This window comes from Steroidobacteraceae bacterium (genome assembly GCA_041395505.1).
Taxonomy (GTDB): domain Bacteria; phylum Pseudomonadota; class Gammaproteobacteria; order Steroidobacterales; family Steroidobacteraceae; genus JAWLAG01.
Genome location: JAWLAG010000001.1, coordinates 2,270,391 through 2,293,276, shown reverse-complemented (window position 1 = coordinate 2,293,276; position 22,886 = coordinate 2,270,391). Strand labels below are relative to the sequence as shown.

Sequence of the window (22,886 nt, the reverse complement as noted above, 5' to 3'; positions counted from 1 at the left end):
ATCATGAGAGCCGTCGATCGCTTGTACCGTACTGCAGTCTGCGGTTGTCTGCTGTTGGCGCTGGGCTGCACCGACTTGTCCGCGCCAGATGGCGCCGACGCATCCGACATGCCTTCGCTCGAACCGGCAGCAATACTCGTCCAGCCGGCGAGCGTCACGATGCAGGCGGGTCAGTCGCGGCAGCTGCAGGCGCAGGTCAATGACGCCTCAGGCCAGCCTATCGCCGGTGCGCGTTTGAGCTATTCGCTGGCCGGCGGCTGCTGTGTGACGGTGAGCGCTACGGGACTCGTTTCTGCCACCGGGCCGGTCGGCGAGGCGAGTGTGCGGGTAGCAAGCGGCCGCCGGGCGAATACTGTCCCTGTCGTGGTGTCGGCCGGCCGCGCTCAGCGCCTCGTTTGGCCTGACGGCAACGCCGTGCGCATGCCGGCGGGCGCGCCCCCCAGGAATTTCACGGCTCGTGTACTCGACTGGGCAGGAAATGGTGTTCCGGCGACCAGTGTTGCATTCGAACTGGACAGCAGACCGCTGTCGTTGGTGGCGTCGGGCCCGGATGGTTCCACCGCGGTCGAGATCGCCAAACTGGAAACCGTCGGGCGCCACACGCTGAGCGCAGCCGTGCCGGATCTGCCCGCGATCGCTATGCAAAGCGTCGAGATCCAGGTCGATGCGGGGCCTCCTGCTGCGATGTCGGTGGTCGGCGCCGTTCCCATGGACGTCGAGGCGGGCGCGAACATTTCCGGTCCTCTCGTCATGGTTCGCGACGGTTTCGGCAATCCCGTTGCCCAGGCGGTATTGCAACTGGAAATCCCCGCAGCCGTCGGCTCGTTGCAACGGACCGAGATTGTCACGGGCGAGGACGGTATGGCGCGCCTGGCCTGGATAGCGGGGCGTGCTGGAGCGCGGGGCGCGCTCAAGGTTACACTGGCGGGGGACAACGGGGGCGCTGTCGCCCCACTACTCGTGCACCTGCAAGTTGCACGAGCAGCCAAAAAACGATGAGACATGAGGTACCATCCGTTCTTGAACAGCGCGAGGCCGACGAAGTGACCGAAAGTCCCAGCCAGGCTTTTCGCGGTAGTTACGTCGCCCTGGTGACGCCCATGCGAGCCGGGGGCGACATCGACTGGAAGTCATGGCAGCGCCTGCTCGAGTGGCATGCTTCGAGCGGCACAGCGGGCGTCGTAGTAGGCGGTACGACAGGTGAATCGGCTTGTCTCGACGACGACGAATTGCGCGAGCTGACCATCGAGGCCTTGCGCATCGGCGCCGGGCGCATGCAGGTCATCGTCGGCGTTGGCAGTAGTTGCACACGCACGACGATCGAGCGGGCGCAGCGCTTTGCACGCCATGGGGTTGACGGCCTGCTGGTCGTTACGCCGGCCTACAACAAGCCGCCACAGCGTGGCCTCATCGGGCACTTTCGCGCTGCCGCGCGGGCGGTTGACTGCCCCGTCATTCTATATAACGTGCCCTCCCGCACCGCGGTCGATCTCCTGCCGGAAACAGTCCAGCAGCTGGCTGCCGAGCGCAATATCGTCGCGCTGAAAGAAGCCGTCCCCAGCCTCGAGCGAATACAGGAGTTGCGCCGATTGCTGCCAGCCACATTTGCGATTCTGAGCGGCGATGACGCCACCGCGTGCAGATCCTTGTCTGCCGGCGCCTGCGGAGCGATCTCAGTGACGGCAAATGTCGCGCCTGGCCAATATGCGCGCATGGTTTCTGCCGCCCTGGCGGGCAATGTCGCGCTCGCGCAGGATCTCGACGCCCAGCTTGCCGACCTGCACCGCGATCTTTTCATCGAAGCCAATCCAATTCCCGTCAAGTGGCTGTTGCAGCAGATGGGCATGATTGACTGCGGAATACGTGCGCCGCTCGCCTGGCTCGACGAAGCGTCGTCCGCACCGCTGCGACGAATTCTGCAACAACTGCAACTGGCTGCCTGAGATGGTTCAGGCGCCGGGTATCGCTCGCAGCCATCGCAGTTTTTTCTCGGCGCCACTTTGGCTCGGTGTCCTGCTTGCCATCCTGCTGCTTGCAGTAGGCGCGATTCTCTGGCTGCAGAATTCCACGACGACCATCGTGCTGGTGCGACACGCAGACAAGGAACTGGTGAGCATCGACGATCCGCCGCTATCAAGCGCGGGCTCGGAGCGCGCCGCCGGATTGGCACGCCTGTTCGGAGCGCGCGACGGGCAGCGGATCCAAGCCATCTATGTGTCGAACACGCGCCGCGCTCGCGAGACTGCGCGTCCGCTCGCCGACGCGCTGGCAATCGAGCCGACGATCTACGATGCAGCCGCGAGCAAGGAGCTGGTTGGCCGGATTCTGCGCGAGCATCGCGGCGAGCTCGTGCTGGTCGTTGGGCACAGCAATACCGTGCCGCAGATGGTGGAGCAGCTGGCAGGCGGCACGACTGTTACGCCTATACGCGACGATGATTACAGCAATTTGTACATTGTGACGCTACCGCGCTTTCGACGCGCTTCGGTGTTGCACTTGATTTATTGATCGACGATACGGGAGGGCGACGGCGATGGCGGTGTTTTCAAGAACCCGGGATGGCGATGGGCACGTGGGCAGCAGGGTCGGAACCGGCGCGTTTCCGGGCTGGGTCATTCTGGTTGGACTGGCTGCGGTACTGCTCTGGGCTTCCTTCTATACGGTCGAGACGGGTTTCGTCGGCGTGGAGAAAACCCTTGGCAAGGTCGATCCGACCGAGGTGCAGCCAGGATTGCGCATGCGCATGCCGATCATCACGCAGTATCGGGTCGTCGCGGCGAAGGAAATACCCATCGATCTGACGGACCTGACGCCCAAGGCAGCGGACAACCTGTCGCTGCGCGATCTGGACGTCACGGTCTTCTACAATGCGGCTGCAGACAAGATTGCAGAACTGTCCGTCAAGTACGCGGCGGCGGATCAAAAAGGTGATGGCGGCTTTTACCCTGCCTACAACGTGGTGCTGCGCGAGGCGCGTGGAGCGGTCTATGAGGTGGTCGCGGGTGTCGACTCCCTGCAGTTGCATCGTCAACGCGAAAAGCTGCAGCGTGATGTCGAGCAAGTGCTGCAGGCGAGGCTCGACCAGAACGACCCGGGAGTTTTTACCATCTCGCGCGTCGTCGTACGGGCGCTCAATACCGATCCGTCCATCGAACAGGCGATCCAGCTCGCGGTGCAAAACCAGAAACGGCTGGAGGCAAAGAAGATCGAAGTTGACATCGCGGCCAAGGACGCCGAAATCGAGATTGCCCGCGCCAAGGGTGTTGCCGAGGCCAACCGGATTATCAATCAATCCCTGACGGCGGAGTATCTGCAGCACGAAGTCAACAAGGCGCTTGCAGAATTTGCCAAGAACGAGGGCAACGCCGTGGTGATTCCTGCCAACATGCAGGGTTTCCAGCTGCTGCTCGACAGTGGCGGGTTGCGACGATCGCGGCGGGCGGCCAGTTCGCCGTGATGAGCGATCCCGGCGCCGATCAGTGACCGGACAATGCGATGGCCTTGCGCACGAAGTCCTCGTGTTCGGCAATGCGAAAATCCGCCAACACGGCGGCACGGATGCTGCGGCCTGAATCGATCAAATAGGTGGCCCGCCGGACGCCGAAACCAAGCGGGCCATTGACGTCGTACATGCGGATGACGGATTTGTCCGGGTCGCTCAGCAGCTGAAACGGCAGCGAATGGCGCTCCCGGAATTTGCGATGGGACTCGGGCGATTGCGGACTGATGCCGCAGACATTGAGTCCGACGCGCCGGATCTCGCTGTCGAGATCGCGAATCGCGCAGGCTTCCTTGGTACATCCGGGCGTGAAATCGGCAGGGTAGAAATACAGGATCAGCGGCCCGGCATTGAGCAGGGTGGTCAGCCCGACTTCCACGTCATCCTGATTCGCCAGAGTGAATTCCGGCGCCCGGTCCCCAACAGCCAGCATCCCTGGATCCCGTCGATTCTTCGTGTTCCGCCAAAGATAGCGCCGCAGCGGCCCAGTGGCAAAACTGATAATTGCGCTGTTTGCAGCATAGCCGGCCCGGTGTAACATGCGCCGCTCGCGTGGGGCGGTAGCTCAGCTGGGAGAGCGTCGCGTTCGCAATGCGAAGGTCGGGAGTTCGATCCTCCTCCGCTCCACCATTTTTCCCGTCAGGTTGCACCAGAAGAGGGCGCGTACCGGCTCGCCGGACTCGTCACTTCCACCAGCTCGAAGACGTTGCCATCCGGGTCCCTGCCGTAAACGGCGCGCAACTTCCCGGAATCCGTCACCTCGCTGTTGAACTCCACGCCAGCCGCGTGCAGGCGCTGATATTCGCCGTCGATATCGCGCACGAGCAGCGCGACATGCGCATAGCCGGGGTCGCAGAGCCTGCGCGGCGTATCGTGTGGCTGCGGTCGCCTGTATTCGAACAGTTCGATGAACGCGTCGCCCAGCCTTAGCATGGCACTGCGTCCCGCCGAGTCGGCGAAGCCGACGAAACGGTCGAGATCCACGCGGTTGCTCCATTCAAACTGCGAAATAACCTCGAATTGCAGGATCTCGCAGTAGAACCGCCGCAGGCGTGCAAGGTCGGTCGTCGCCAGGGAAACATGGTGGATACCGAGGATCACTATTCAGGTCGCTGCTGCGGGCACTGCCGTTAGTGCACATGATGTGCGTATTCTTATTACAATCACAAGTGCACCACAAAGCGGTTGCCCCCGTAGCTCAGTGGATAGAGCGACCGCCTCCTAAGCGGTAGGTCGTAGGTTCAACTCCTGCCGGGGGCGCCATCCGTCGACGTGTCGCAATCAATTGGGCGTTTTGTCGAAGATTGCACAGGCGCGTTTTGCGTTGTAGGAAACCAGATAGTTTCTCGAGCGCGACAGTTCCTTCAGTCTTGCCAACGCGGCGGGTTGCGGAAACTTTGTCAGGTACCAGATGACCTCGATTGTGTCGTGATTCGGATCGATGCGTGAGCGATTGCGGAATGTCTCAAGGCTGGCGGCAACAACCGTCGGGAGTGGCAGGGCGGCGCCTGCCGGTAGTTGCACTCAGGTAAGTCCTACGAATCTAGTTGCCGGCCTCCGGAACAATGCAACCGAGTCTCACTGGTCACAATGTCTGAAATTCATGCGGAGCGTGCAATTACGGGTCATGTCCGGATCCGCGGCACTTAACCATGCGCAGCGGCGTATACTCCAGCACGACCGTACCGTCCTGCTTCACCACGCGATTGCGCGTGCGAACCAGACCACGACCCGGCTTGCTCGCTGATGGCCGCGATTCGATGACTTCGCATTCCACGTGGATGGTATCTCCCGCAAGCGTCGGGTTCTTGATATCAAGTGTCATGTTCAGGAAGGCCAGGCCTGTTCCCTGCAATGTTGATTGCGTGAGCAGGCCTTCGCAAATGCAGTAGACCAATGAACCGGGCGCGGGACGCCCCTTGATCTGCGAATCCTGTTCAAGGAACTCGTAATTCGTGAACAACACCTCAGTCATGCCAATCGTATTGATGAAGAGCACGATATCCGTTTCTGTTATCGTCCTGCCGACGGTCTTGAATTTCCGCCCAATTGGCAAGTCCTCGAAATGAAAGCCAAGCCCCGCGGTTTCGTATTCGTCTTTCATTGTGGTTGCGGCTCGCCTCAGATCGGGTCCCAGGGCGTAATCTTCAGTGAAGCGACATTCGGGAAGAAGTTGGCCTCGAACGCTGGGATGGCGTGCTCGGCGATCTCCTCCGGTGTCCAGCCCCCGGCGCGATGTACCGAGCGAACAATGCGGCTTTGGCTGAACAGGTAGATCTCGTTGGCGCGCACGCCGAAAATCTGCCCGGTCACGGCCGCTGCACTGTCACTCGCAAGATAGACGGCAAGCGGTGCGATTTTCGCTGATTCCATCTTCTTCATTTTCTCGATGCGGGTGATATTCTCGGGCGTATCGGCCGGAATGGTCGCGGTCATGGCTGTCCATGCCCAGGGGGCAATGCAGTTGGATCGGACGTTGAATTTCGCCATATCAAGCGCTATAGCCTTGGAAAGGCCTACAATGCCGAGTTTTGCGGCAGCGTAGTTGGCCTGGCCGACGTTGCCAATGAGTCCGGATGAGGACGTCATGTGTACGTAGGATCCGGCCTCCTGCGCCTTGAAGTGATTTGCCGCTGCGCGTGCGACATGGAATGAACCGTTCAGATGTACGTCGACGACCGCCTGCCACTCCTCCGGTGACATCTTGTAGAAGATGCGGTCCCGAACGATGCCTGCATTGTTGACCACACAGTCGATACTGCCAAAATTGTCGAGAGCTGCTTGAACAATTTTGGCGCCGGAGGCCGCCGAGGCGACGCTCTCGGTGCAAGCAACCGCCTCACCACCGCTCGCGCGGATTTCCGCCACGACCTGGTCCGCCGCCGCCGGCTTGCCATCCTTTGCTGGCGTCACATCGTTTACGACTACCCGCGCGCCGTTGGCGGCGAATGCGAGCGCGAAATCCCGCCCAATGCCGGCACCGGAACCCGTGATGACAACGACCTTGCCTGCAACCATTTTATTCAATCGCAATCTCCTCTTGACGGGCCCGAGACCGGGCGGGTCGATCGTAATATCGAGCGCTCTGCAGTAGTATGAATATCGTCCATCAGCAACGTCAACGATGATTCGGGAGCCGTGATGGGCAACTTGACTGATAGAAAATTCATCGCCCGCGACCGGACGTCCGATGAGCGATTGCGCAGGCCAGGATTCACGGAGGCTCGATGCTCGAATACGATGCGCTTCGCGCGCATGACTTTGGCTCCATAGTTCAGACCTATACCGAGCGCGACACTATGCTTTACGCGCTCGGACTCGGCATGGGGGCCGATCCGCTCGACGATGGCGAGCTGTGTTTCGTTTTCGAAAAGAATCTACAGGCCGTGCCGACGATGGCTACTGTGATTGGCAGCCCGGGTTTTTTCTGGCGGGATGGCTGGACCGGTGCGGACTGGGTGAAGCTGGTGCACGGCGAGCAGCACTTGCAGCTTTACAGGACGCTACCCACAGCGGCTGCAATTACGGCGCGCAATCGAATACTCTCGATAACCGACAAAGGCCCGGGCAAGGGTGCATTAGTCGTCATCGAACGCGAGCTGCGGCTGCAGGCGACCGATGAGTTGGTTGCACGAGCCCGTATGATCACTTTTCTGCGAGGCGATGGTGGGTACAGCCTGCATCGCGGACGCAGTGACCAGGGCCCCGAACAGCTGCCCAAGGTCCCCGATCGCGATTGCGATGTGGAAGCGACGCTGCCGACCATTGAGCGCCAGGCGCTCATTTATCGATTGAGCGGTGACTACAATACGCTCCACGCGGATCCGTCGGTGGCGAAGGCGGCAGGGTTCTCGCGCCCGATACTTCATGGCCTCTGTACCTATGGCATGGCCGTACACGGTCTGCTGCGAACTGTGTGCCGGTACGATGCGTCGCGTATCCGTCGTGTAGCCGTGCGCTTCACTGCGCCAGTCTTGCCAGGCGAAACCGTCCGATTCGAATATTGGGATGAGGGGCGTGGGCGTTATCTTTTTCGTGCCACCGTCGACGCTCGCGCTGCGGTAGTGCTCAACAACGGCCTGGTCGAGCTCATCTGAGATGTGACCGCCCGCAGCCGGAGTTGTACCACCGGGCAAGTCGCTGCGATGCCTGGTACGTGACCCGCAGGTCGACGCAGTTTCAGGCTTTCTGCTCGCGACCAAGCAACATGTTGGCAATGATGTTGCGCTGAATCTGATTGGTTCCTTCGATGATTTGCACGACTTTGGCATCGCGAAAATATCGATTGATCGGGTATTCATTCGAAATACCCGCGGCGCCGAATAGCTGCACTGCGTCGGTTGCGACCGTCATGCCGACATCAGACGCAAAACACTTGGCCATTGCGGCCATTTTGCCAAGTTCGGGGCCAGTGATCCCGGCGTCAACCATCGAAGCCGCCTTGTACGTGAGCTGACGCGCAGCTTCCGTGCGCATTGCCATTTCGGCCAGCATCCAGCGCACCCCCTGAAAATCCGCCACTCTACGGCCGAAAGCCTTGCGCGACTGGATGAACTCCGTTGCATGATCTATCGCGCCCTGGGCGAGTCCGACGGCTCGCGCGGCGACGATTGGTCTGCTGGTATTGAAAGCCTCCATCACGGATTTGAAACCGGCACCACCCTCTGGGCCCATGCGATTGCCCGCTGGTACAAAGGCATCGTCGAAGAAGAGCGGGCAGGACGGAACGCCGCGAGCGCCCATCTTGTCCTCCTTGCGACCTACTTTGAAGCCCGGTGTGCCCCGGTCGACGATGAACAGGTTGATGGCATCCTTGCCGTCATCGCCCGCGCATTTCGCGCCGACTAGCACGAAATCCGCGACGTCAGAATTCGTGCACCAGATCTTCGAGCCGTTCAGGAGATAGCCGCCGTCCACGCGCGTGGCGCGGGTCTTGATCCCTGAGACATCCGAGCCACTCTGGGCTTCTGTCGTCGAAAATGCGCCTCGCAGTGCGCCGCTTGCGAGTCCAGTCAAGTACCGCGCCTTCTGTTCTTCATTGCCCGCCGCGAGCAGTGCACCGAAGGCAACCCATTGCACGACCAGTAGGTAGCCGGTGTTGTAGCAGACGCGACCGAACTCCTCGACGGCGATGCATGCTGACAGCAGGCTGCCTGCACCACCATGCTCCGCCGGTAATGGTAACGCGAACAGTCCCAGCTCCTTCAGCAGATCGAACATGTCCTGCGGGTACTCGGCATTGCGATCGATAGCGTCAGCTCGCGGGGCGACTTTCTCGCGTGCAACGCGCCGTACGAGTTCCTGGACTGCGAGCTGCTCTTCGGTGAGTGAATACATCGGGCGATCGTCTCTCGTACACGCTCCGCTGCAGATTCGGTAGCGCAAAAAAATGTTCGAACGGGATCGTCAAATATAGCACGCTACGCAGTCAGGTTGCGGCACTACGAGCGCCGCCGGGCGAGGGCGTCCATGGATACCAGGTGTCGTCCGATATCAGGCATCGACGGGAGCCCGGCGCCGTTCGTGGCCCTGTTCGGCGGGGCCATGACCGCCTGGAGGCCTGGCAGCCGGAGCATTGTCCAAAAGGACTGGTGCACGACCCGCAGCTTTGCGAAAGTAGCGCTCATGACCAGCGTGAAAGTCCACCCGATGATGGCGCAGAGCAGTCACGACGAGCTGTCGGAGCAAAAATTCGTGATTGCATTCAAGTCTTATATCGCCGCGCAGATGGATCCCATCGTGCGGGAGCGCACCGACGCAATCGCAGCACAGATAGGCGCGGCGGCCGGGGAGTCGAAGTGGCTGCCACAACTGCGCAAACGCATGAGCGCGGATCAGTCCTACCAGAACTGGGTATCGGCGATGCGCTCCGCGCAGGAACTCATGTGGCAGGCAGCCGGCGATTGCGTCGACCGCCAACTCGATGCACTCGACGATTCTGCGGCCCTGGCGCCCGCGCTCGGCAGCCTGACTGTGGATCCCGACTTCGTGCTGCCCCGATATCTGGCCGCTACCGACACTCACATGATGCCGGGCAGCTACCACGTCGATCCGCCCCAGGGCGGTGTCCGCCAGGGCGCCGTCTTCGACAAGGCCGCATCGCTTTATAGCCTGGGGCGCCAGGGCGGCCAGATGAATGACATGCGTGGCCATACCGTTGCCGCGCACGTGTTCGAGCGATTCCCCGGACTCGACGCCCGCCGGATCCTGGAAATGGGCTGTACCGTCGGCAATAGCCTCGTGGCCGTTGCCCGCACATTCCCCGATGCCGAGGTGCACGGCGTTGACGTCGGTGCCGGCTTGCTACGCTACGCGCACGCGCGAGCCGCCCGGCTTGGGGTGCCGCTGCATTTCAAACAAGCCAATGCGGAGCAGACCGGCTACCCATCGGAGCATTTCGATCTCGTTTTCAGCAGCGCCATGCTTCACGAAACCTCCGCGCGAGCGTTGCCGCGCATCATCCGCGAATGCATGCGCGTCCTGCGTCCCGGCGGTGTCATGGTCCACCTAGAAGTGCCGATGCGTGCTGCGGAAGCCGATGCGTTTTCGCTTTTGCGTGCAGATTTCGAGACGCGCTACAACAACGAGCCGTTCTGGCTGGGAGCAATTTCGGCGGACCTCGCAGGACTTGCGCGATCGGCAGGTTTCGTCGATGTTGCCGCCGGTTACCAGGACGCCGCTTTCGGACCGCCGTCGCGTGGCGAAACCGCGAAATTCGGCCAGCCGAACAAGGGCGGTTACAAGTCCTGGTACCTGGTCTCGGGCCGCAAACCGCAATGAAGCCGGCGGACAAGACCGCACAACCGGGCCGTCTGCTGCGTCATCGGGTTCACAAGGGGCGGCGAACCGCGCCGGGACGGGACCCGCGTGTCGATACGCTGGTCGGCATGATCATGGCACTGACATCCGAAGTGTCGATCCTGCGCGATCGGCTCGATAGCCACGAGCGTCTCAATGGCGCCGGCGTCTCGGCCACCCAGGATGCCGTCGAGGCCTACGTGCCTGATGCGCAGGCGGAAACGGCGCGCGAACAAATGCGCCAACGCCTGCTCGACAAAGTGTGTCGGCCCCTACTTGCGGCAAGGGGCGAGAGCAGCGACGAGTCGCCTTGAGCCGGCACTGACCGCAGAAAGAGCCAATTACCTCTGCGTGGACCAGCGATACCGCAGGGACAGTTGCAACAGACTCTCGTCGCGTTTGGCTGGTTCGCCCAGGGCGAGAGGGCGTAGCGCAATACGACTGTCCGTCCGCAGCCATTCTGCGCGGAGATTCCAAGTCGTGCCGAAATCGCGGCTGTAGGCGAAAGTGAAAGCATGGCCGCGATCGGCGCTACCGCCAGCGGCCGCATTGGCGTCAACGCTCGATTCATCGTAACGCACGGAAAAACGCTGCCCGCCTCGCTCGTAGCTGGCGAGCAGGGATGCAGTATCGAAATACCACTCGAGCTCCGCCGGTACTTCAATGAGTGTGTAGCCACCGAGCCACTGCCCGAGCAGTGTCCAGTGCGTTCCCAGTTCCGCCCGGATTGCGACCGTATCGAATTTGGTCAACCACGCGAAGTCCATCAGCGCAGCGCTATACTGGCTTGGGTCGGCGCGATTGTCGTAGTGCAATCCGAGCAACTCAGCGCGCTCGGGCAGCTGCCAGTCGAGCGCAACATAGAAGCCCGCACGACCGTCGATTTCATGGAACAGCTCGCGCGCCGCCAGATAGGGGCTGTCGCCGGCGCCTGTTCGTTCAAATAGTCCGGTCTGCCGGTCGTGCCAGGCGAGGCCGTGCTGCGCGAGCAGAACACCGGCCGGATCATTCCAGCCGAAAATACCGGCGGCAACACTGGCGCGCTGGTAATGCGTGTTCGCGCCGCCAAGCCATTGTGCCTGCGCCTCCACGCCGATAGTGCGGATCTCTTCAGCAATCCAGGTATCGGCGGCCGACGCGCTGAGCGTATAGGGCGTCTCCCAGCCACTTGCTCGAACTGCGAGCGAACCGGGCGGGTAGAACGCGCCGGCACGCAGCTGGTAGCGCCATGGACCCTGAGGATAGGGACGCAGCTCCAGGTAGAGCTCGGTAACGTCGACGCTCGTGCCATCAGCCGTACCCCAGGCCGACGCGTCGATGTGCAATTTCGCAATCTCGCCGAGGTGCTGTTGCAGTCCCAGTCGGGCTCGTCCCAATTGCACACTGCGCGCGTCGTCGCCGAATCGGGTGCGACCGAGCCCGCCGTCGAGTTCGGAGCGCTCCGAGTCCGTGGCGATGACACGCAGGTCAATCGCAGCTTCGATATCTGTTGCTGCATGACCTGCGAGCGTGATTGCTGCGAGGCAAGCAGTGAGACCCAGGTGACGCATGGCGCTTCGAGTCAATAGGCCCATGCGACATTTCCTTCGGGCGGCGGTGGCAACACACTCCTGGCGAGGCGCAGACTCAGTGTCATTTCGTCGTTGGTCTCGAGAACGAAGTCCCGGGCCAGGCTGCCGCTGTCATCGCGAATGCGCGGGTGCCAAAGCTGCAGGCGGTAATGGCCAGCGGGCAGAATCGCACGCCAGTGTCCGTCGTTGTCCGTCTGTCCGTAGTAGGGCGCATCGGTCACCCGGATGTACGCGACCATTTCGTCGTGAATATTGCAGCCGAGTGTCACGATGCCAGGGGTCGGGAATACGAGCGGCGGATAGGGCTTGCCGCGATAGAGCGGCAGCTGGAATTTGCGAGCGGCGGAGAACGAGTAAACCTGATGGCGTGTGTGGTCGCTGTTGGGAAATGCCACATTCGAGCCAACCGGCACGACCAGTACTTCCGGTCGGAATTGCAGATTGACCTGATCCATCACCGCGCTGATCGGTGCGGCGCTTGGTTGTGCCTGCTCCAACGGCCTGATTTCAATCACGGCATCTGCAAAACCGTGGCCGTCGCGGTCGAGCAACGTGACAGCCATGGTAGCGGCACGCACAGGGCAGGTCGGCGCCAGTGCGAAAGCGCACAGAATTACCGCGGCGCGGGCCTTTTCCATGCCTACTGATGCGGCAAGTCTCAGATTTATTCCTTTGCGCTCACGGTTGGCCAGGCAATTCACATAAGCTCGAAGCTGGCTATTAGAAGGCCATTCGATGAGCAGCTTCCGTAACCGACTTCTCGCGTTGATGCTGGGCCTGATAGTTGCGACCCAGAGTGTGACCCTGTTCGCAGTCCTTGCGCGGGTCGGCGACGACGTCGAGGCGCGTGCCGGTGAAAACCTGATTGCCGGAGCCTCTTACGCGAGCCAGTTCCTGCAGGTCCGGTCTGGTCAGCTCGCCGCCGCTGTTGCCGTACTTGCCCAGGATTACGGTTTTCGCGAGGCTGTCGCCAGCGCGGACTCGGCGACCATGGGCTCGGCCCTCGCGAATCATATGCGCCGGGTCAACGCCGACGTCGGTCTGATCGCGGACATCGACGGGGTCGTACAAGTCCTGCAGGCCGGATCCCGGCGCGAGTCCTCACTGACGCTCAAACAGCTTCAGGTGCAGGCCAATGGCGGTGGCCCGCAGGCGTTCAACGCCGTGGTCGGCGACCAGGCGTTTCAGTTCCTGCTGGTGCCGGTGCGCGCACCACGCACGATTGGCTGGGTGGCGCTTGGCTTTGCTCTCAATGACGAATTGGCTGGCGAGTTGAAACATCTGCTTGCTGCCGATGTCAGCCTTTTGGCGCTGGACGCGGGCGACGCGGTGCTGGCTGCGAGTTCTCTGAGCGAAGGGCAGCGGCGGGAATTGCAACAGAGCGCACGACAACTGCCGCAGGGCGGTTCTGCTCAACGCTGGCGAACAGGCGAGGGTGGCGGCTGGCTCGTTTGTGTCGCGCCGCTGCCCGGCAACGGTGATCGCCTGTATCTTGTTCTGCAACGCACCATGACCAGTGTGCAGGCACCCTACCGTGAGGTCCGCGACGTAATGCTGGCGGTGGGTGGCACGGCGCTATTTCTCGCTGTCGCCTTCGGCGTCTGGTTGGCAAGGACCATGACCCGGCCGATTGCAGAGCTCGAGGAAGCGGCAGGCCGCATCGCGCAAGGCGACTATTCGGCGAATGTCATGGCAAAGGGCGGCCGGGAGTTGAGCCGGTTGGCGGCCAGCTTCAATAGCATGCAGCGCGGCATTGCCGATCGCGAGACCCAGATTCGCCATCGCGCATACCACGATGAACTGACCGGTCTGCCCAACCGGTTCGGTGCAGAACAGGCGCTCGAGGAAATGCTGCGGCAGTATGGTTCGAACGCATTGATCGGCTGCGTAATGATCTCCGCGCACAGTGTGCGCGAGGTGAATGCGTCGCTGGGGTATCGCGTTGGCGATGAAGCCGTCGCAAGCCTGGCCAAGCGCTTGCAGGATACCTGTGGCCGCAATGACATTGTCGCGAGGGTCGGCGCGTACCGCTTCCTGATCGTCGTCAGGCAGTGCTCGCTGGAGCAGGCCCGCCTGCTGGCGATCCGTCTGCAGGCAACGGTGCGTGCGGAGCTCGCAGTCGATGGCGCCATGTTGTCACTCAACGCGGCCTTTGGCGTCTGCGCATCACCGGACCATGGCTACGAAGCCTCGTTGTTGTTGCGACGCGCTGAAATTGCCCTGCAAGGCGCACTGGATGGCGACCGTCCAGTAGTCGTCTACGAATCCGGTCGCGACCAGGGCTACCATCGCCGCGTGCAGCTGACGGCTGAGTTGCACAAGGCTCTCAAGAATAACGACCTGCGCCTGGTTTTTCAGCCGAAGGTGGCCATCGCCGATCGCCGCGTGCGCAGTGTCGAAGCGCTGGCGCGCTGGCGGCACGCGGAACTCGGGGAGATCGCTCCAGCAGAATTCGTGACTTTGGCGCAGCAAACCGGCCTGATACGCCAGCTGACGCGAACCGTATTGCGCAAGGCGATCCGGCAGCTCGGGCAGTGGCGCAAAATGGATGTCGAAATCGAAGTTGCTGTGAATGTCAGTGCCCAGGATCTCATGGATGTTACTTTCGCGGATGAGGTTCTGGCCGAATTGCGACAAAATGGTGTGCCACCGACGTTGCTCGTTCTCGAGATTACCGAGAGCGCGGCCATGCGCGAACCTGTCACGACAGCACAGCATATGCAATTGTTGCGGGTTGCAGGCGTGCGCTTCGCCATCGATGATTTTGGTACCGGTTACTCATCGCTATCACACCTGAGCCGGCTTCCCGTCGACGAACTCAAGATTGATCGCAGCTTCGTCTCGCGGTCGCACGAGTCACGCGATGATCGGATTATAGTAAGTTCGACCATCGAGCTCGGGCATGCCATCGGTCTCAGGGTCGTCGCCGAGGGCGTTGAGACCCACGAAGTATGGACACTGCTGCGCCAGCTCGGTTGCGATTACGCACAGGGCTATCTGATTTCGAAACCGCTGGAACCATCGCAGATGGTGGATTTCGTACGTCGCGCCAACGAGGTACTGACGGACTCGAGCCCGACGCTCGCACAGCTGCGCGCGCTCAATATCCGGGAAGGTTAATCGCAGGTCGCCGTGGAGATTCCCGTCTTCAAGGGTCAGCCACCGCGCTGGCTGCTGCTGCTCCTTGGGGTACTCATGGTGGGCCTCGGTGCGTTCGCTGGTGCGGTTGCAGGCTTTGTCCTCGGATTCCTGTTCCTGGCGGGGCATAAATCCGATTTTGGCGCGCTCGATCTGGGTTTGTTGCTCGCTGCGGTCTGCGTTGTGCTTGGCGTCGCGTGGGGAATTCGCTGGGCGATCAGACTCTATCGCACGGGAGATGCCACTACTGCAGTCGGCCGGCCGCGCGCGCCAGATTGATACGGGCGAGGTCGGAGTCGAACAAGGCGCGGTCGCGATTGCCTATGGCGCCGATCCGCAGGGCGACAGCTTCCAGGACCTGGGTATTGGTTGCGAGTCCGGCGCCGTAGAGCTCGCGCGCAATGCGCAGGTTTTCTTCGGCCTCTGCTACCGCCTCGGTGCTGACCTTGACGCGGCCGCGTGCTTCGTCGCGCGCCAGCCACGCCCGACGCACCTCGAGTTTTGCAGCCGATACCTGGTCATCCAGTCGCAGACGGGAGGCCGCCGCCGTGCGTCGCAGCGCAGCTGCGCGCTGACGCGTCTGGCCACTATCGAAGATGGCCCAGTTGAGGCCGACGCCGATGGTGCGAAAATCCTGGCGGTCGAGCACCGTCGTCTCGAGGTGGCTGTAGGCCGCGACGAGCGAGAGTTGAGGCAGTTGCAGGGCCGCGGTGGCGCGAGCAGCCGCGCCCAGCGCCTCGGTCTGCGCACCCAGGGCAACTATGGCTGGCCGCTGGTCGGCGACCGACTCGAGCAGCTTCTCGAGCGGCTCGTCATCGGTAGCGACCTCGAAGCCCGGCTGTTCCACGAGGTCAACCCGCCGCTCGGTGTCCATTCCAACCAGCCGGTTGTATTCGGCCCATGCAAGCTGCGATTGATTGTCCGCCTGCAGTTGCTTTTGCTCGGCATCGGCCAGCGCGACGCGAGCGGCCAGGAGGTCGTTGCGTGCCACGACTTCGCGTTGCACCATGATGCCAACGTCGCGGACGTGCGAACGCAATTGCTCGACGTTCGCGCTCGCTGCCTCGAGCTGCTGCTGTGTCAGGCGTACGTTGAAAAAAGCGGTTGCGACGGTTTGCAGCCGATCCTGGCGGTACTGCTCCGAGCTAGCCTGTACTGCGCGGTGCTGTGCGTTCGCCTGGCGAATGGAGTTGTTGATCCGCCCGCCCGTAAAGATTGGCATCGATAGCTGCAAATTCGTGCTGAGTGTTTCGTCGTTGTCGAATATCGGTGGAGAAGTGAACGAGAACTGCGGCGTCGACAATTCGAGAGCCGGTGCATGGTCAAACTGCATGTAGTTCGCACCTGCGGAAAGCGTCGGCCAACGCTGTGCGCGGGCAGCGCGCAGCTGCGCATAGCCGGCTGCCACATCCTCCGCGGCCGCAGCAATCGTTGCATCGCTCGCAAGAGCCATCTGCCAGGCATCCCGCAAGGTCTCGGCCTGGGCAGACCCACAAAGAGCTGCGAGTCCGGCTGCGGTGAAAAATTCAACGATCGCCTGTTTCACCGATGCACTTCCTTCAACGATACGATCCCCAGCGCCTTGAGTACGTAGCGCTCGTACACCGGAGCAATCGAGCCGCTGCGCACTTTGCGCAGGAAGTATTTTTCAAAGGCAATTTTGGCCAAGTGCACCCATTTGCCTTCTTTCGCCCAAGTGGTGTTGCGTGGCGGGATTTGCGGTAGTGCAACGAATGCAGCGCCGGTGTCGCCGAAGTCGGCAAGGCATATTGCGTTCCACGTGCCCCTTGCATCGGCGGTCTTGCCAGCGACTTCGGCGGCGATGTTTTCGCAGATCGCGCTCACCATGGATTCGATCATGTAGCCGGTCTTGGGGGCGCCGGTCGCCACGGGCGTTGCTTCCACCGGTGGTATCGCGACGCACACGCCCGCCGAAAAAATGTTCCGGTACTTCTTCGAGCGCTGGTGTTCATCGATCAGGACGAAGCCGCGTGGATTGCATAGCTCGGGTACGCCAGCAACGGCGTCGACACCGCGAAAGGCCGGCAACAGCATGGCATAGCTGAAGGGAAGTTCGTGGTTTCGCTGTGCCTGGCCGGACTCGTCGGTCGATGTCAGCGATATCTTCGAGGCCTCGATGCGATCGACCTTGGCATTGGTAATCCACTTGATGTGACGTTGCCGAAGTTCCCGTTCCATGAGGCCCTTGCTGTCGCCGACACCGCCGAGGCCCATGTGACCGATGTACGGTTCGCTGGACACGTAGGTGATGGGCACACGGTCGCGCATTTTGCGTTTGCGCAGATCGGCATCGAGAATCATGGCGAATTCGTAGGCCGGACCGAAACAACTGGCGCCCTGCACGGCGCCGATGACTACCGGACCGGGATTTTCGAGAAAGGCCTGGTAGGCTTCCCATGCCTTCTGCGCATGTGCCTGGGTGCATATCGACTGGGTGTGCCCGGCCTCGGGCCCGAGACCTGGCACCTCGTCGAAGGCGAGTTTGGGGCCGGTCGTGATGACCAGGTAGTCATAGCTCAGCTCGCTTCCGCCGCTGAGTTGAAGACGGTTCTCGGCGGCGTCGATCCGCATGACCTGGTCGGCAAGCCAACGAACGCCTTTCGATTCCAGAGGCGCCTGCATGGCGACACGTGTCTGCTCGCAGTTGCGCCAACCGACCGCAATCCAGGGATTCGACGGCGTGAATTCGAAGTAAGGCGAGCTTCCGATGAGTGTGACCTGGTGGTCGCGCCCGAGCTTCTTGCGCAGTTCGTAGGCACAGGGGACGCCGCCGATGCCGGCGCCAACAATTGCAATATGAGCCATGGCTATTGTCCTCCGTCGCTATTTGTCGCAAGAGCCGCTGGCACATGTCCGCGGCGTTGCAGGAACGCGAAATACAGCACCGGGATGACCAGCAACGTCAGTGCCGTTGAAACGAAGATTCCGAAAATCAGGGAGATCGCGAGGCCGTTGAAAATTGGATCGTCCAGTATGAAGAACGCCCCGGTCATCGCGGCGATCGCCGTGAGAGCTATCGGTTTGGCGCGAATCGCGCCGGCGCGGATCACTGCGTCTGCGGCAGACATGCCATCCGCCATGGCGCCATTGATGAAATCCACCAGCAGGATGGAATTGCGCACGATGATGCCGGCGAGCGCAATCATCCCGATCATGGATGTCGCGGTGAACGGCGCTCCGAGTAGCGCATGTCCGGGCATGACGCCGATGATCGTCAGGGGGATGGGCGCCATGATCACGAGCGGTACCGCGTAGGAGCCGAACTGCGCCACGACCAGCAGGTAGATGAGCACCAGGCCGACCGCATAGGCCGCGCCCATGTCGCGAAAGGTTTCGTAGGTGATCTGCCACTCGCCATCCCACTTGATCGCGATTTCATTGGGGTTATCTGGCGGCGCAATGAAGTGCTGGCGAACTTCCTGGCCCTGTAGTCCCTCGCGGCGTATCTGGCCAACCAGCGAGAACATGCCATAGAGCGGACTGTCGAGTTTGCCGGCCATATCGCCCGTGACATAGGCGACGGGCAACAAATCCTTGTGATGGATCGCGCCGTCCCAGGCGCCGCGCGCAATGTCGACGACTTCAGATATCGGCACCGTCTGGCCGGTCGTCGTCCTTACACGCAAAGTGAGCAGGTCATCGACTTCGGCCTTGTCCGCCACCGGCAGTTCGAGACGTATCGCAATCGGTTGGCGCTCGCGACCTGAGTGAACAAAGCTCACGTCGGCGCCGCCCAGCGCCATTGCCAACACGGAACTGATTTGCTGCTGGCTGACGCCGAGCAGCGCGGCGCGTTGCCGGTCGACGAGCAGTGTGATCCGCTCGGCGGGCGTTTCAACGCTGTCATCGACGTCAACGATATCGGCGGTATCCTCGAAGTGCGCGCGCAATGCTGTCGCGAGCAGCCGCTGCTCGCGATAGCGGGGCCCATATATCTCGGCGACGATCGGTGCAAGCACCGGCGGGCCGGGCGGCACTTCAACCACTTGAACCGAAGCGCCGTAGCGTTTGCCGATTGCAGCGAGCGCTGGTCTGACAGCCAGTGCGATCTCGTGGCTCTTGCGGTCCCGCTCATGTTTGTCGACCAGGTTGACCTGGATATCGCCCAGTTCCGGGGACTGGCGCAGATAGTACTGGCGTACGAGTCCGTTGAAATTGATCGGTGCCGCCGTGCCTGCATACGCCTGGAAATTCACGACCTCCGGCACGTCCTGCAGCACCGTGCCGAGTTCACCGAGCAGGGCCGCGGTCGTTTCCACCGTTGAGCCCTCAGGAAGGTTCGCGATGACCTGGAACTCGGACTTGTTGTCGAACGGCAGCATCTTCAGGACGACCCACTGCATCAGCGCGAGCCCGACGGCGACCAGGATTGCCAACCCGATCCCCGCATACAGGCGATGTCGCCGGCGGCGTGCATCGGTACCAGCCAGGAACGGACGCAGGATTCGCTCGAACCACAGGGAGACTCGATCCTTGTGCCCGGCCGCATCGGCGGGTCCGTGCGACGATGCTCCTGGCTTCGCGAGCAGTTTGCGGCATAGCCAGGGCGTCATGATGAGGGCGATTGCGAGCGACAACAGCATGCCCATGCTGGCGTTGATGGGGATCGGGCTCATGTAGGGACCCATGAGGCCGCTCACGAAGGCCATCGGCAGCAGTGCTGCGATGACGGTGAAGGTGGCGAGTATGGTAGGCCCGCCAACTTCGTCGACGGCGCGCGGAATCAGCGTCGCGGCAGGCTCCGAGCTCAGTTGCTGGTGTCGGTGTATGTTCTCGACCACGACGATGGCGTCGTCCACGAGGATGCCGATAGCGAAGATCAGGGCGAACAGCGACACCCGGTTGATCGTGAAACCCCAGGCCCAGGACGCAAACAACGTCGCGGCCAGGGTCACGATGACCGCCGTGCCAACCACGATTGCCTCACGCCGGCCCATGGTGAGCACGACTAGCAAAACGACGGATGCCGTTGCGAACAGCAGCTTTTGAATGAGTTTCGTGGCCTTGTCGTTGGCCGTCACGCCGTAATTGCGGGTGACGGCAATTTCGACGCCGTCCGGGATATAGGTGCCACGCAGCATGTCGACGCGTTTCAGCACCTGGCTGGCGACATCAATGGCATTCTCGCCAGGTTTCTTCGCAATCGCGATCGTCACCGCAGGCGCATTGCTCACCGCCTGCGCGCCGTCAGCATGGTGCAGCCCCATGCCGAACCAGGCGTAGGAGTCGGCCTGATCGGGTGCAGCCGAAATGGTCGCGACGTCCTCAAGGTACACGGGCTGGCCCGATTGCGCGCCGACGATGAGATTGGCGACGGCATCGCGATCGCCCAGAAATTCTCCGGCCTGCACCGGCGTGACGCGATCGTGGCCCACCAGCATGCCGGCCTGACGCACGACGTTCGCCTGCTCCAGGGCGTTTGCGACCTCGCTCACGCTCAAGCCGTGGCCGGCAAGCCTGGCGGGATCGAGTTCGACGTGCACGATATTCTCGGGACTGCCCACGATGTACACATCGCGCGTGCCCGGAACGCGCTTGATCTCGGTCTCGATCGAGCGGGCAACCTTGCCGAGATCCCATGCTCCGCGTGCGGCATCGCGCGTCCACAGCGTCAGCGTGAGGATCGGTACATCGTCGATCCCGCCCGGCTTGACCAACGGTCGCGCCACGCCGAGCGCGGGTGGCCGCCAGTCGGCGTTCGAGTAAATCGCGTTGTACAGCCGGACGATCGCCTCCGTGCGCTTCTGTCCGACCTCGAACTGCACGGTCAGCACCGCCATGCCGGGACTCGACGTCGAATAGATATGCTTGACGCCGGCGATTTCGCCCAACACCTGTTCCATCGGCGATGCCACCAGCGTTTCGACCTGCTCGGCCGATGCGCCGGGAAAGCCAATGAACACGTTGGCGAAGGTGACGTCAATCTGCGGCTCTTCTTCGCGCGGTGTGATGAACGCTGCGAAGATACCCAGGAGCAGCGCTGCGAGCGCCAGTAGCGGGGTGAGCTGATTGTGGAGGAAATACCGCGCCAGACGGCCGGATATGCCGAGGCGCGTGTCGGTCACTGCCGCGACTCCGCCGCATCGGCGGTGGCGCGCGACATCGCGGACATGGCGTCGACCGCAACCTGCTCGCCTGCGCGCAGTCCTGCCAGTACTTCGACGGCCTCGGCGACCGACTGACCGATGCGCAGTTGGCGGAATCGCGTGACACCGGCGGCAGGATCCCAGACATATACGCCCGTGACTTCGCTGCGATGCATGACGGCGCTCGCCGGCAGGGTAAGGCTCTCGGCTTCGCCAACGACGAAACCAACCTTGACCAGCATGCCCGGATAGAGGTCTGCCGCGTTTTCGGGTAGGTCGACCCGGGCGCGGAAGGTCGCAGACGGCTGCTGCGCTTGCGGAAAGATCACGACCTGGGTCGCATCGATGCGCTTGCCCTGTGCGTAGACGGCCGCTTTGCGTATCTTGCGCACCTGTTCGACCAGACGTTGCGGAATGTCCACGGCCACGCGCAGGAACTGCAGTGACAGTCCGCTCACCAACGGCGTGCCGGGGCTGACGCTCTCGCCAATCTCGACGTGTCGCTTGACGACCACACCGGCGTAGGGTGCACGTACTTCGGTGTACCCGAGGCCTTCACTGGCACTTTGCACGGAGGCGCGCGCCGCTGCGAGACGCGCATCGGCAGCATCGCGATTGGCAAGCGCTTCATCGAACATCGCTTTCGGCACCACTTTGCGTTCGTACATGTCGGCGACACGTTCATAGCGGGAATTTGCCTCGCCCTGACGTGCCGTGGCTTCGCGTAGTGCAGCCTGGGCCTGCAACAGGCCCGCGCGTTGCTCCGTGGCGCGCAATCTCAGGATGACCGCCCCCGCGGGGACAAAATCATTGACGTCGTAATTGATCTCGACCACCCGCCCGGAGGTTTCGGCCGACACCGTACCCTGGTTGACCGCTTCGATGCGGCCGTCGAGCTGCCGTTCAACCGGCACCGGTCGCAATTGCGCGGTCAGAACGGGGTAGGGCGCCGGCTTGGCCTCGTCGGCAGTCGCAGGCGACTTGCCGGACGTGCAACCTGCCAGCAGCACGACTGCGAGCGCAAGCGGCGCAATTACGACGCACTGAAGTCGGCTCACTTGAATGCCGCGCCTGGCAGGACGCCCATTCGGCGGAGCATCAGGGCCAATGGGCAGAAGCGCGTGAATGCTGCCTGCAGCATGTTGAGCCCGACGAAGGCACCCAGCAGCAGCCAGTACGGCGAAACCAGGGCGCCGAGCGCCAGGCTCAGCAGAATCATGCTGCCGGCGAATGCCATCACGATACGATCGATATTCATAAGCCACCTCGTCATGCGCGCCAGTCAGGGAATAATATTAGACAACACTAAATTAGTAAAGTAGTATATATATCAGGGTTCGACGAGGTCATACTTTGGCGCACAGGAAAACCGCACGGCACAGGCAGACGGGCGCCACGCCGGCGCAGGCCATGGCCCCACACGCGGCACAAGCGGGCACGCTGTTGCGCGCCCTGGCCAATCAGCAACGATTGATGATCCTTTGCCTGCTGAGCGAGGCAGAATTGTCGGTCGGCGAGTTGAACGCGCAATTGCCGCTCAGCCAGTCAGCGCTGTCGCAGCATCTGGCGATCCTGCGTGAACAGGGCGTGGTGCGCGCCCGGCGCGACGGCCAGGTCATTTTCTATGCGTTGCTGCCGGGACCGGCTGCGCAGATCGTGCAGACCCTGCATGACATCTACTGCTCCGTCGACGGGCGGGACGCGCCAGCGCCCTGATCGACGCACGTCGCCATCCGGCGACGCCTCGCCATCGCCAGTTGCGGCCAATTGCGC

The 22,886-nt window shown here is 62.1% G+C and carries 23 protein-coding genes and 2 tRNA genes; 12 read left to right on the top strand and 13 right to left on the bottom strand.

The window, feature by feature from the left end; all coding sequences use genetic code 11:
• The first annotated feature begins 3 nt into the window (after positions 1–3).
• From R3E77_10720 to R3E77_10705, 4 genes are all read left to right on the top strand, one after another.
• The gene (locus R3E77_10720) at positions 4–999 is read left to right on the top strand and encodes a hypothetical protein (GenBank protein MEZ5499884.1); all 996 of its coding nucleotides are present in this window, start codon (positions 4–6) and stop codon (positions 997–999) included.
• Positions 996–1,943, top strand: a complete 948-nt coding sequence (dapA, locus tag R3E77_10715) for a 4-hydroxy-tetrahydrodipicolinate synthase (GenBank protein ID MEZ5499883.1) — start codon at positions 996–998, stop codon at positions 1,941–1,943. Before R3E77_10720 ends, dapA begins: the two co-directional genes overlap by 4 nt.
• Before the next feature lies 1 nt (position 1,944).
• Entirely contained in the window at positions 1,945–2,508 is a 564-nt protein-coding gene (locus R3E77_10710) for a phosphoglycerate mutase family protein (GenBank protein MEZ5499882.1), read from the top strand.
• Between the two features lie 64 nt (positions 2,509–2,572).
• A complete protein-coding gene (locus R3E77_10705) occupies positions 2,573–3,457 on the top strand; it encodes an SPFH domain-containing protein (GenBank protein MEZ5499881.1) in 885 nt (294 codons plus the stop codon).
• A gap of 19 nt (positions 3,458–3,476) precedes the next feature.
• Here the strand turns inward: R3E77_10705 and R3E77_10700 are convergent, their stop codons facing one another.
• Positions 3,477–3,932, bottom strand: a complete 456-nt coding sequence (locus tag R3E77_10700; protein ID MEZ5499880.1) for a peroxiredoxin — start codon at positions 3,930–3,932, stop codon at positions 3,477–3,479.
• Between the two features lie 121 nt (positions 3,933–4,053).
• On the opposite strand from R3E77_10700, the gene R3E77_10695 reads away from it, so the two are divergent.
• Positions 4,054–4,129, top strand: a tRNA-Ala gene (locus tag R3E77_10695).
• A 9-nt stretch (positions 4,130–4,138) separates the two neighbouring features.
• Here R3E77_10695 and R3E77_10690 read toward each other — a convergent pair.
• On the bottom strand, positions 4,139–4,600 hold the full coding sequence (locus R3E77_10690; protein ID MEZ5499879.1) for a VOC family protein: 462 nt from the start codon (positions 4,598–4,600) through the stop codon (positions 4,139–4,141).
• Positions 4,601–4,686: 86 nt separating this feature from the next.
• On the opposite strand from R3E77_10690, the gene R3E77_10685 reads away from it, so the two are divergent.
• Positions 4,687–4,762: transfer RNA gene (locus R3E77_10685), tRNA-Arg, on the top strand.
• 18 nt (positions 4,763–4,780) lie between these two features.
• Here R3E77_10685 and R3E77_10680 read toward each other — a convergent pair.
• The 3 genes from R3E77_10680 to R3E77_10670 form a co-directional block, all read right to left on the bottom strand.
• Positions 4,781–5,023 (bottom strand): hypothetical protein, encoded by a 243-nt coding sequence (locus R3E77_10680; GenBank protein ID MEZ5499878.1) that lies wholly within the window; start codon positions 5,021–5,023, stop codon positions 4,781–4,783.
• A gap of 94 nt (positions 5,024–5,117) precedes the next feature.
• On the bottom strand, positions 5,118–5,603 hold the full coding sequence (locus tag R3E77_10675) for a MaoC family dehydratase N-terminal domain-containing protein (GenBank protein MEZ5499877.1): 486 nt from the start codon (positions 5,601–5,603) through the stop codon (positions 5,118–5,120).
• A 17-nt stretch (positions 5,604–5,620) separates the two neighbouring features.
• Complete coding sequence (locus tag R3E77_10670) at positions 5,621–6,517, bottom strand: SDR family oxidoreductase (protein ID MEZ5499876.1); 897 nt, start codon at positions 6,515–6,517, stop codon at positions 5,621–5,623.
• 209 nt (positions 6,518–6,726) lie between these two features.
• On the opposite strand from R3E77_10670, the gene R3E77_10665 reads away from it, so the two are divergent.
• Positions 6,727–7,596 (top strand): MaoC/PaaZ C-terminal domain-containing protein, encoded by an 870-nt coding sequence (locus tag R3E77_10665; protein ID MEZ5499875.1) that lies wholly within the window; start codon positions 6,727–6,729, stop codon positions 7,594–7,596.
• Positions 7,597–7,678: 82 nt separating this feature from the next.
• Here the strand turns inward: R3E77_10665 and R3E77_10660 are convergent, their stop codons facing one another.
• Positions 7,679–8,836, bottom strand: coding sequence for an acyl-CoA dehydrogenase family protein (locus R3E77_10660; GenBank protein ID MEZ5499874.1), 1,158 nt, complete (start codon positions 8,834–8,836; stop codon positions 7,679–7,681).
• A 288-nt stretch (positions 8,837–9,124) separates the two neighbouring features.
• Here R3E77_10660 and R3E77_10655 point away from each other — a divergent pair, with 288 nt between their 5' ends.
• On the top strand, positions 9,125–10,279 hold the full coding sequence (locus R3E77_10655) for a class I SAM-dependent methyltransferase (protein ID MEZ5499873.1): 1,155 nt from the start codon (positions 9,125–9,127) through the stop codon (positions 10,277–10,279).
• A complete protein-coding gene (locus tag R3E77_10650) occupies positions 10,276–10,611 on the top strand; it encodes a hypothetical protein (GenBank protein MEZ5499872.1) in 336 nt (111 codons plus the stop codon). The genes R3E77_10655 and R3E77_10650 overlap by 4 nt, the downstream gene beginning before the upstream one ends.
• A gap of 27 nt (positions 10,612–10,638) precedes the next feature.
• On the opposite strand, the gene R3E77_10645 is transcribed toward R3E77_10650, so the two are convergent.
• Both R3E77_10645 and R3E77_10640 read right to left on the bottom strand, forming a co-directional pair.
• A complete protein-coding gene (locus R3E77_10645; protein ID MEZ5499871.1) occupies positions 10,639–11,871 on the bottom strand; it encodes a hypothetical protein in 1,233 nt (410 codons plus the stop codon).
• Complete coding sequence (locus tag R3E77_10640; protein MEZ5499870.1) at positions 11,859–12,506, bottom strand: methylamine utilization protein; 648 nt, start codon at positions 12,504–12,506, stop codon at positions 11,859–11,861. The genes R3E77_10645 and R3E77_10640 overlap by 13 nt, the downstream gene beginning before the upstream one ends.
• 97 nt (positions 12,507–12,603) lie before the next feature.
• Between R3E77_10640 and R3E77_10635 the strand changes: the two genes are divergently transcribed.
• Both R3E77_10635 and R3E77_10630 read left to right on the top strand, forming a co-directional pair.
• Entirely contained in the window at positions 12,604–14,988 is a 2,385-nt protein-coding gene (locus R3E77_10635; GenBank protein ID MEZ5499869.1) for an EAL domain-containing protein, read from the top strand.
• A gap of 12 nt (positions 14,989–15,000) precedes the next feature.
• A complete protein-coding gene (locus R3E77_10630) occupies positions 15,001–15,285 on the top strand; it encodes a hypothetical protein (GenBank protein ID MEZ5499868.1) in 285 nt (94 codons plus the stop codon).
• On the opposite strand, the gene R3E77_10625 is transcribed toward R3E77_10630, so the two are convergent.
• Genes R3E77_10625 through R3E77_10605 form a run of 5 tightly spaced genes read right to left on the bottom strand, consistent with a single transcriptional unit; the run spans position 15,251 to position 22,371 of the window.
• Positions 15,251–16,552, bottom strand: a complete 1,302-nt coding sequence (locus R3E77_10625; GenBank protein MEZ5499867.1) for a TolC family protein — start codon at positions 16,550–16,552, stop codon at positions 15,251–15,253. The two genes, R3E77_10630 and R3E77_10625, sit on opposite strands and share 35 nt — an antisense overlap.
• The gene (locus R3E77_10620) at positions 16,549–17,832 is read right to left on the bottom strand and encodes an FAD/NAD(P)-binding oxidoreductase (GenBank protein MEZ5499866.1); all 1,284 of its coding nucleotides are present in this window, start codon (positions 17,830–17,832) and stop codon (positions 16,549–16,551) included. The genes R3E77_10625 and R3E77_10620 overlap by 4 nt, the downstream gene beginning before the upstream one ends.
• 2 nt (positions 17,833–17,834) lie before the next feature.
• Positions 17,835–21,092 carry an efflux RND transporter permease subunit gene (locus tag R3E77_10615; GenBank protein MEZ5499865.1) on the bottom strand — a complete coding sequence of 1,086 codons (3,258 nt, stop codon included), beginning with the start codon at positions 21,090–21,092 and terminating at the stop codon, positions 17,835–17,837.
• Positions 21,089–22,171: an efflux RND transporter periplasmic adaptor subunit gene (locus R3E77_10610; protein ID MEZ5499864.1), complete on the bottom strand. Its 1,083-nt coding sequence runs from the start codon at positions 22,169–22,171 to the stop codon at positions 21,089–21,091. Before R3E77_10610 ends, R3E77_10615 begins: the two co-directional genes overlap by 4 nt.
• Positions 22,168–22,371, bottom strand: coding sequence for a DUF2892 domain-containing protein (locus R3E77_10605; protein MEZ5499863.1), 204 nt, complete (start codon positions 22,369–22,371; stop codon positions 22,168–22,170). Before R3E77_10605 ends, R3E77_10610 begins: the two co-directional genes overlap by 4 nt.
• A 152-nt stretch (positions 22,372–22,523) precedes the next feature.
• On the opposite strand from R3E77_10605, the gene R3E77_10600 reads away from it, so the two are divergent.
• Complete coding sequence (locus R3E77_10600) at positions 22,524–22,829, top strand: metalloregulator ArsR/SmtB family transcription factor (GenBank protein MEZ5499862.1); 306 nt, start codon at positions 22,524–22,526, stop codon at positions 22,827–22,829.
• Positions 22,830–22,886 lie beyond the last annotated feature (57 nt).